Source organism: Actinomadura sp. KC345, from assembly GCF_004348515.1.
Lineage (GTDB): Bacteria > Actinomycetota > Actinomycetes > Streptosporangiales > Streptosporangiaceae > Spirillospora.
In genome coordinates this window covers 1-6,668 of record NZ_SMKH01000368.1, presented here as the reverse complement: position 1 = coordinate 6,668, position 6,668 = coordinate 1, and the positions used below count along the sequence as shown (strand labels likewise).

Below are 6,668 nucleotides of genomic sequence, written 5' to 3'. Positions count from 1 at the left end.
GGACGGGGCGGGGTCGGCCGCGGCGGCGGGGACCGTGAGATAGAGGCCGAGACCGAGGAGCCCGGCGGCGCCAAACCCGGTGGCGAGGGTCTTGCGGTTGGTTCGCATGGAACCCATGCAATCGGCGGCGCCTGGTAGAAACCCCTGCGGATTCCTGGGAGAACTCTGGGAATGGGCTCCACGCCCACCCAAGAGCGGACCGGACATGGCTGACGGGCGGTCGTGGGTCTCCGTGACCTGGTCGGCCAGGGCGGCGCCGCGTGGGGCGGTGCTAGGCAGGGGTGGTCAGGGCTTCCAGGACTTCGTTGCCGTATTTGGCCAGCTTGTTCTCGCCCACACCGTTCACGCGGCCCAGTTCGGTCAGGGACGTCGGGAGGGCGGTCGCGATCTCGCGGAGGGTCGCGTCGTGGAAGATGACGTAGGCGGGGACGCCCTGTTCCTTGGCGGTGGCGGCGCGCCAGGCGCGGAGGCGCTCGAAGATCGGCATGGCCTCGTCCGGCAGCTCCACGGGGGCCTTGCGGTCCTTGGCGGCCTTGGCCGCCTTCGTGGCGGGACGTTCGGGTTCGCGGCGCATCATGACCGCGCGTTCGCCGCGCAGGACGCCGGCGCTCGCGTCGGTCTGGAGCAGCGTGCCGTGGTTGCTCTCGACGGCGATCAGGCCCTGGGCGAGGAGCTGGCGGACGACGCCGCGCCATTCGGCCTCGCGCAGTTCGGTGCCGACGCCGAAGGGCTTCAGGGAGTCGTGGTCGAACTGGATGACCTTGGCGCTCTTCTTGCCGAGCAGGATGTCGATGATGTGCCCGGCGCCGAACTTCTGGCGGCGCTCCCGGTCGAGCCGGACGATCACCGACAGGACCTTCTGCGCCGGGACGGTCGCGTCCCACGTCTCGGGCGGTGTCAGGCAGGTGTCGCAGTTGCCGCACGGCTCCCCGGACTGGCCGAAGTAGTTCAGGAGCTGGACGCGGCGGCATTCGACGGTCTCGCAGAGGGCGAGCATCGAGTCGAGGTGCATGGCCTGGCGGCGGCGGAACGCGGCGTCGCCCTCGCCGCCGTCGATCATCTTGCGCAGGTTGACGACGTCCTGGAGCCCGTAGGCGAGCCAGGCGGTGGACGGGAGGCCGTCGCGTCCGGCGCGCCCCGTCTCCTGGTAGTAGCCCTCGACGGACTTGGGCAGGTCCAGGTGGGCGACGAAGCGGACGTCGGGTTTGTCGATGCCCATGCCGAACGCGATGGTCGCGACGATGACCAGGCCGTCCTCGCGGAGGAAGCGCGCCTGGTTCGCCGCTCGGGTCCGCGCGTCCAGACCGGCGTGGTAGGGGAGGGCCTCGATGCCGTTCTCGGTGAGGAACGCGGCGTGCTTCTCCACCGAGTTGCGGGACAGGCAGTAGACGATGCCCGCGTCGCCCTTGTGCTCGCTCTGGAGGAGGTGCAGGAGCTGGCGCTTGGCGTCGGTCTTCGGCTCGATCCTGTACTGGATGTTCGGGCGGTCGAAGCTCGCGACGAAATGCCGGGCGTCTTCAAGTTGGAGGCGGGAGGCGATCTCGGCCCGGGTGGCCTCGGTGGCGGTCGCGGTGAGGGCGATGCGGGGGATGTCCGGCCAGCGTTCGTGCAGGCCGGACAGCATCAGGTAGTCGGGACGGAAGTCGTGCCCCCACTGCGACACGCAGTGCGCCTCGTCGATCGCGAAGAGCGAGACCGTCCCGCGGTCGAGCAGCTCGACGGTCGAGCCGAGCTTCAGCCGTTCGGGCGCGAGGTAGAGGAGGTCGAGTTCGCCGGCGACGAACTGCGCCTCGACGACGCGGCGTTCGTCGAGGTCCTGGGTGGAGTTGAGGAAGCCCGCCTGGACGCCGAGCGCCCGCATCGCGTCCACCTGGTCCTGCATGAGGGCGATGAGGGGCGAGATGACGATCCCGGTGCCCTTCCGGACGAGCGCGGGGATCTGGTAGCACAGCGACTTCCCGCCGCCGGTCGGCATCAGGACGAGCGCGTCCCCGCCGGACACGACGTGCTCGATGATCTCCCGCTGGCCGTCCCGGAACGCGTCGTACCCGAACACGCGCCGCAGGGTGTCGAGGGTCTCCGGGATCTCGGGGGAAGCCATCGGCCCATACTATGAGCGCCCGGCGCCCCCCGCCCCCGAGAACCTCTACCTGTGGATAACCTCCACCAACTCCGGCGTCAGCTCGTCGAGATCGCCGGCGACGTGCGCGGCCAGCTCCAGGGCGTCCGGCGCGGGCGGGTGCGCCGGACGCGGGACGGCGATCACCGTCATCCCGGCGGCGTGCGCCGAGCGGAGCCCGTTGCTCGAATCCTCGACGGCCACGCAGGCGCCGCCCGGAACGTCCAGCCGGGCGGCCACGGTGAGGTACCCGTCCGGTTCGGGCTTGCCGCGGTCGACCTCCTCGGTGGACACGGTGGCGCGGAACAGGCCGTCCACCCCGAGCTTGCCGAGCACCAGGTCGATGAGGGCGCGCGGCGACGAGCTGGCGAGGCCGAGCGGGCGGTACCCGGCCATCCGGTGGACGGCGGCCTCGGCCCCCGGCAGCAGCGGCAGCCCGGACTCGTACCGCTGGAGCATCTGGTCGATCACCTCGTAGGCGACCTGCTCCGGCGTGACGCCGTCGATGAGGTCGGTGGCGAGGTAGCGGGCCCACTCGTCGGTGCTCATGCCCATGAGGCGCTCCTGCGTGTCGGGCAGCCAGCGTCCGCCGTGGTCCGCGACGTACGCGCGCCGCACCTCCTCCCACAGGGGCTCGGAGTCGATCAGGACGCCGTCCAGGTCGAACACGACTGCCTGCACGGGCATGAGTTCCTCCACTGGTTCTCGGTAGACCTCCGGCAACGATCATTACCCGGTGCGGTCACAGGGGAACCTTGCGCATTGGTTCGGACGAATACCCACTGACCTGGATTTATCCGACGAATACGACATGATCCAGTTTCGGTCTGGCATGGTGGGGGCCTCCGTCCCCACTCCGGAGTCACTGCAGAGGAGATCTGCCCATGGTGTTCCTCGGTTTTCTGCTGGTCGCGGCCGCCATCGCCGCCGGTGTCGGCGTCGTCCTCGACAACACCGGGTCCGCGGACCTCGTCGTCTTCGGCCAGACCGTGCCCGGCGTGTCCGAGCAATGGCAGGTCTTCGGCGCCGGAGCGGCCGTGGCCATCGTCTTCTTCCTCGGGATGACGCTCGCCTTCACCGGCACCGCCCGCCGCATCCGCGTCCGCCGCGACCTGCGGGACCTCCGCGACGAGCACGAGGAGTCGCTCACCACCCTGGTCGCCGAGAAGCGCCGCCTGGAGCGCGAACTCGCCCAGGCGCGGCAGGGTTCCCGTCCCAGGCCCGCGCCTTCGGGCCCGTCCGGTCCGGCGCCGTCCGGTCCGTCGGGCAACACCGGGCCGCTGCCCCGGCGGGAGCCGGTCGCCACGGTCCAGGACACCCGCGTCGCCGGGGGACGCCGGAGCAACCCCGCCGCCTCCCCCTTCTTCTCCCGGAACGACTGACCGGGCGACGCGCGTGGGGCGCGCCCCCCACTCGAAGTCGAGACGGCTCGTTCTGGATGATGACGAGGGCGTCCTCCTAATCGCCGCAGGGAGGGACGACTGATCCGGCCTGATCAGGTCATCATCGTTGTGTGCGGATTCTTCTCAAAGTAGGCATCACAGCGGTGGCCCTGTGGGTCGCCACCATGCTCGTCGACGGTATCTCGGTCGAGGGCGACTCCGCCGGCCGGCGGGCGCTCACGCTGGTCGCCGTCGCCGTGATCTTCGGCCTGGTCAACGCCGTCATCAAGCCGGTCATCAAAACGCTCGGCTGCGCCTTCTACGTGATCACGCTGGGGCTGATCGGCCTCGTCGTGAACGCCCTGCTGCTCTGGCTGACCAGCGAGCTCGCCGGGGAACTGGAGCTGCCGTTCCACGTCACCGGGTTCTGGCCCGCCTTCTGGGGCGCCATCGTCGTCGGAGTGGTCGGCTGGCTGCTCCACCTGTTCGTCCCCGACAAGGACGACAAGGACTAGCCCTCCGGACGTTCCAGCAGGTGGGGGGCGGCGGTCGCGGCGCGGCCGAACGGGCCGTCCTCCGGCCTGCCGGGCGGGGCGTCCGCGTACTCCCGGTAGTCCGGCGGACGGGAGTCGGCCGCGCCCACCAGGATCCAGCGGCGCGTGCGGACGGCGCCGATGAGGAACTCGGCGTCCGTGATCTCCCCGGCGTCCGGGACGATCAGCGCGTCGAACTCCTCGTCGCGGGCGGTCAGACCGATGCCGACCGGGGTACCGACGACGAGGTCGGCGGTGCGGAGCAGCACATCGCTCGCCGCGGGCCGGCCGTGGCCGAGGTAGCCGGTGAGCTGTTCGATGCGGGCCATCGCGCGGCGCTGATGCGCCGGGACGACGTCGGGGTCCTCGACCGGGTCCGCGCCGCAGATCTCCAGGACGTTCTCCCGCGAGCGCGCCTCGGTCCGCTGCGCGGTCTCCAGATCGGCCTCGCGGGCGGACATCTCCGCGGCGCCCTCGGCCGTGCGGCGTTCGAGCGCCGCCTCCGTCTCCGCCGCCCGCGTCGTGGCGGTCTCCGCGTGCGACCGGGCCCGTCCCGCCGCCGCGAGGGCCTTGTCGCGGGACGTCCGGGCGGCGGTCACCCTGTCTTCGATCTCCTGCGCGGCCTGCTGCGCGGCGCGGGCGCGCATGCCCGCCTGCGTCGCCCGCTCCACCGACTCCGACGCCAGCCGCGCCTGCTCCTGGTGCTCGGCGCCCGCGGTCTCCCGCTCCGTCGCCAGCCAGGCCAGCTCCGTGCCGAGGCGTTCCTGGGCCTCCTGAGCCGCCTTCAGCCGCGCCCCGCCCTCCGACACGAACGACGCGAGCCCGCGCCGGACCCGCTCCGCGTTCTCCGCCGCGTCCTTGGCCTCCCGCGCACGCTTCGCGGCCTCGTCGGCGTCGCGCGTCCTCGCCTTGACCTCCGCGCGCAGGCTCCTCAGGTCCGACGGTGGCGACGCCACATGCAGCCGCTGGCCGAGCGTCATCTTCCGGCGCACCGCCGCCAGCGCCGACTCCGCCGAGACCAGCCGGTAGTACGCGGCGTGCCCCTCGGCCGCCGCGTCCGCGTCCGCCGCCGTCAGCCGGTGGGCCTCCTCGGCCGCGCCGGGAAGGGCCTCCCGCGCCCGCGCCAGCTCGTCGGTCAGGGACGCCTCCGCCTGCCGCGCGGCCTGCAACTCCGCCTGGGCGGTCTTGGCGCGCTCGTCCATCTGGACGCAGCGCGCGTAGGACGCGTCGGCCGTCCGGGTGAGCGTGCTCGCCTCGGCGGCGGCCTCGTCGGCGATCGTCCGCAGCCGCTCCGCCTCCGCGCGCGGGCCGGTCAGCTCCTCCTCGGCCTCCGCCTGTTCGGCGGCGAGCCGCTCCGCCTCCGCGTCGGCCTCCCCGGCGGCCTGCTCCGCGGCGGCGGCCGCGTTGCGGAACTCCTCGATCGCGGTGGACATCGTCGCCCGCTCGGCCTCAAGCGCCTCGCCGCGCCGCAGGTTCTCGGACTGGACCGCCTTCAACGCCGCCGCGTCCCTGGGCCACTGCTCCAGTGACATCAGCCCGCGCCGCAGTAGCCGCACCTCCGTGTCCCACGACTGCCGCCACGCCTCGCCGACGGGACGCAACGCCGCCGACCGCACCCGCGTCTCCGGAGCGGACGGCCCCTCCTCCGGGACGGCGGGCTCCGCTTCCGGCTCCACAGGCAGCGGCTCGGCCCTGGTGACCGACGCCGAGCCCTCACCCGGTTCCGGCCGCCCCACGACGGGCCGGAACTCGACCGTCCCATGGGAATTGGGCTCCCGTATCGGCGGTGCCTCGACGGCCTCCTCCACCGGCGGCACCGGCTGCGTCTCCACCGAGGCGGCCTCGGCCGTGGCCGGACGCGTCTCGATCAACAGGGAGAAGACCTCGGGGTCGTTCTCCAGCCCCCGCAGCAGCTCGGCGGCCCGCTCCGGCGTGGGCGCGACCAGCAGCCCCCGCCCGTCCGCCGCCGCCAGCTCCCGGACGATCTCGTGGACGACCTCGTCCTCCCGCGCCGGGACGAGCCTCAGCTCCTCCGCCTCCTCCAGGGAACCGGGCGCGACCAGGAACCGGGCGAGGACCTCCCAGTCCCCCGCGACCCGCTCCTCCCGCAACGCCCGCATCGCCGCGATGTGCGGCGCCCAGCCGGCCGGCGGGACGTCCTCGGGCACCTCCCTCAACCGCGCGTCGAGCCGCTCGTAGAACTCGGTCAGCGGCCCGTACACATCCTCGACCAGCTCGGCCCCGCCCCAGCCGGCCTCGGCGGCCTCCGTCCCGAGCGGCGGCGTCGGCTCGTCCGCGACCCCGTCGAGCGGCATGGTCCCGAACCCGGCCCGAGGATCCAGCCCGCCCGCCGCTCCCTCGTCCTCCGGGCTTCCGGCATCGAGGTCCCCCTGAGAAGCGCCTTCGCCCTCCACGACGTCGAACGCACTTTCCGCGTCCCCCGCCTCCTCCGTCTCGGCGGCAGCGTCGGTGGACGCGCCTTCGGATTGCGTGGCGGCGTCGGGAGTGGTCTCCGCCTTCTCCGCGACTTCGTCAACGAGGGTTTGGTCGTCCTCTGGTTCCGTCTCGGGGGTGGTGATCTCCGCGGCTTCGTCGGCGAGGGTGGCGCCGCTTGGGGCGGGGTCGTCCTCCGGG

At 72.7% G+C, this 6,668-nt stretch carries 4 protein-coding genes and 1 pseudogene; 2 read left to right on the top strand and 3 right to left on the bottom strand.

Annotated elements, in window-relative coordinates; translation table 11 throughout:
* Nucleotides 1–271: 271 nt before the first annotated feature.
* Entirely contained in the window at nt 272–2,101 is a 1,830-nt protein-coding gene (recQ, locus tag E1281_RS35540; RefSeq protein ID WP_131884090.1) for a DNA helicase RecQ, read from the bottom strand.
* Nucleotides 2,102–2,146: 45 nt separating this feature from the next.
* A complete protein-coding gene (locus E1281_RS35535) occupies nt 2,147–2,806 on the bottom strand; it encodes an HAD family phosphatase (protein WP_131884089.1) in 660 nt (219 codons plus the stop codon).
* 197 nt (nt 2,807–3,003) lie between these two features.
* Here E1281_RS35535 and E1281_RS41515 point away from each other — a divergent pair, with 197 nt between their 5' ends.
* Nucleotides 3,004–3,501 carry a hypothetical protein gene (locus E1281_RS41515; protein ID WP_207943691.1) on the top strand — a complete coding sequence of 166 codons (498 nt, stop codon included), beginning with the start codon at nt 3,004–3,006 and terminating at the stop codon, nt 3,499–3,501.
* A 131-nt stretch (nt 3,502–3,632) separates the two neighbouring features.
* The gene (locus tag E1281_RS35525) at nt 3,633–4,016 is read left to right on the top strand and encodes a phage holin family protein (RefSeq protein ID WP_131884088.1); all 384 of its coding nucleotides are present in this window, start codon (nt 3,633–3,635) and stop codon (nt 4,014–4,016) included.
* Here the strand turns inward: E1281_RS35525 and E1281_RS40815 are convergent.
* Nucleotides 4,013–6,668 (bottom strand): annotated as a pseudogene (locus tag E1281_RS40815) (hypothetical protein); the annotation flags it as partial. The gene E1281_RS35525 and the pseudogene E1281_RS40815 sit on opposite strands and share 4 nt — an antisense overlap.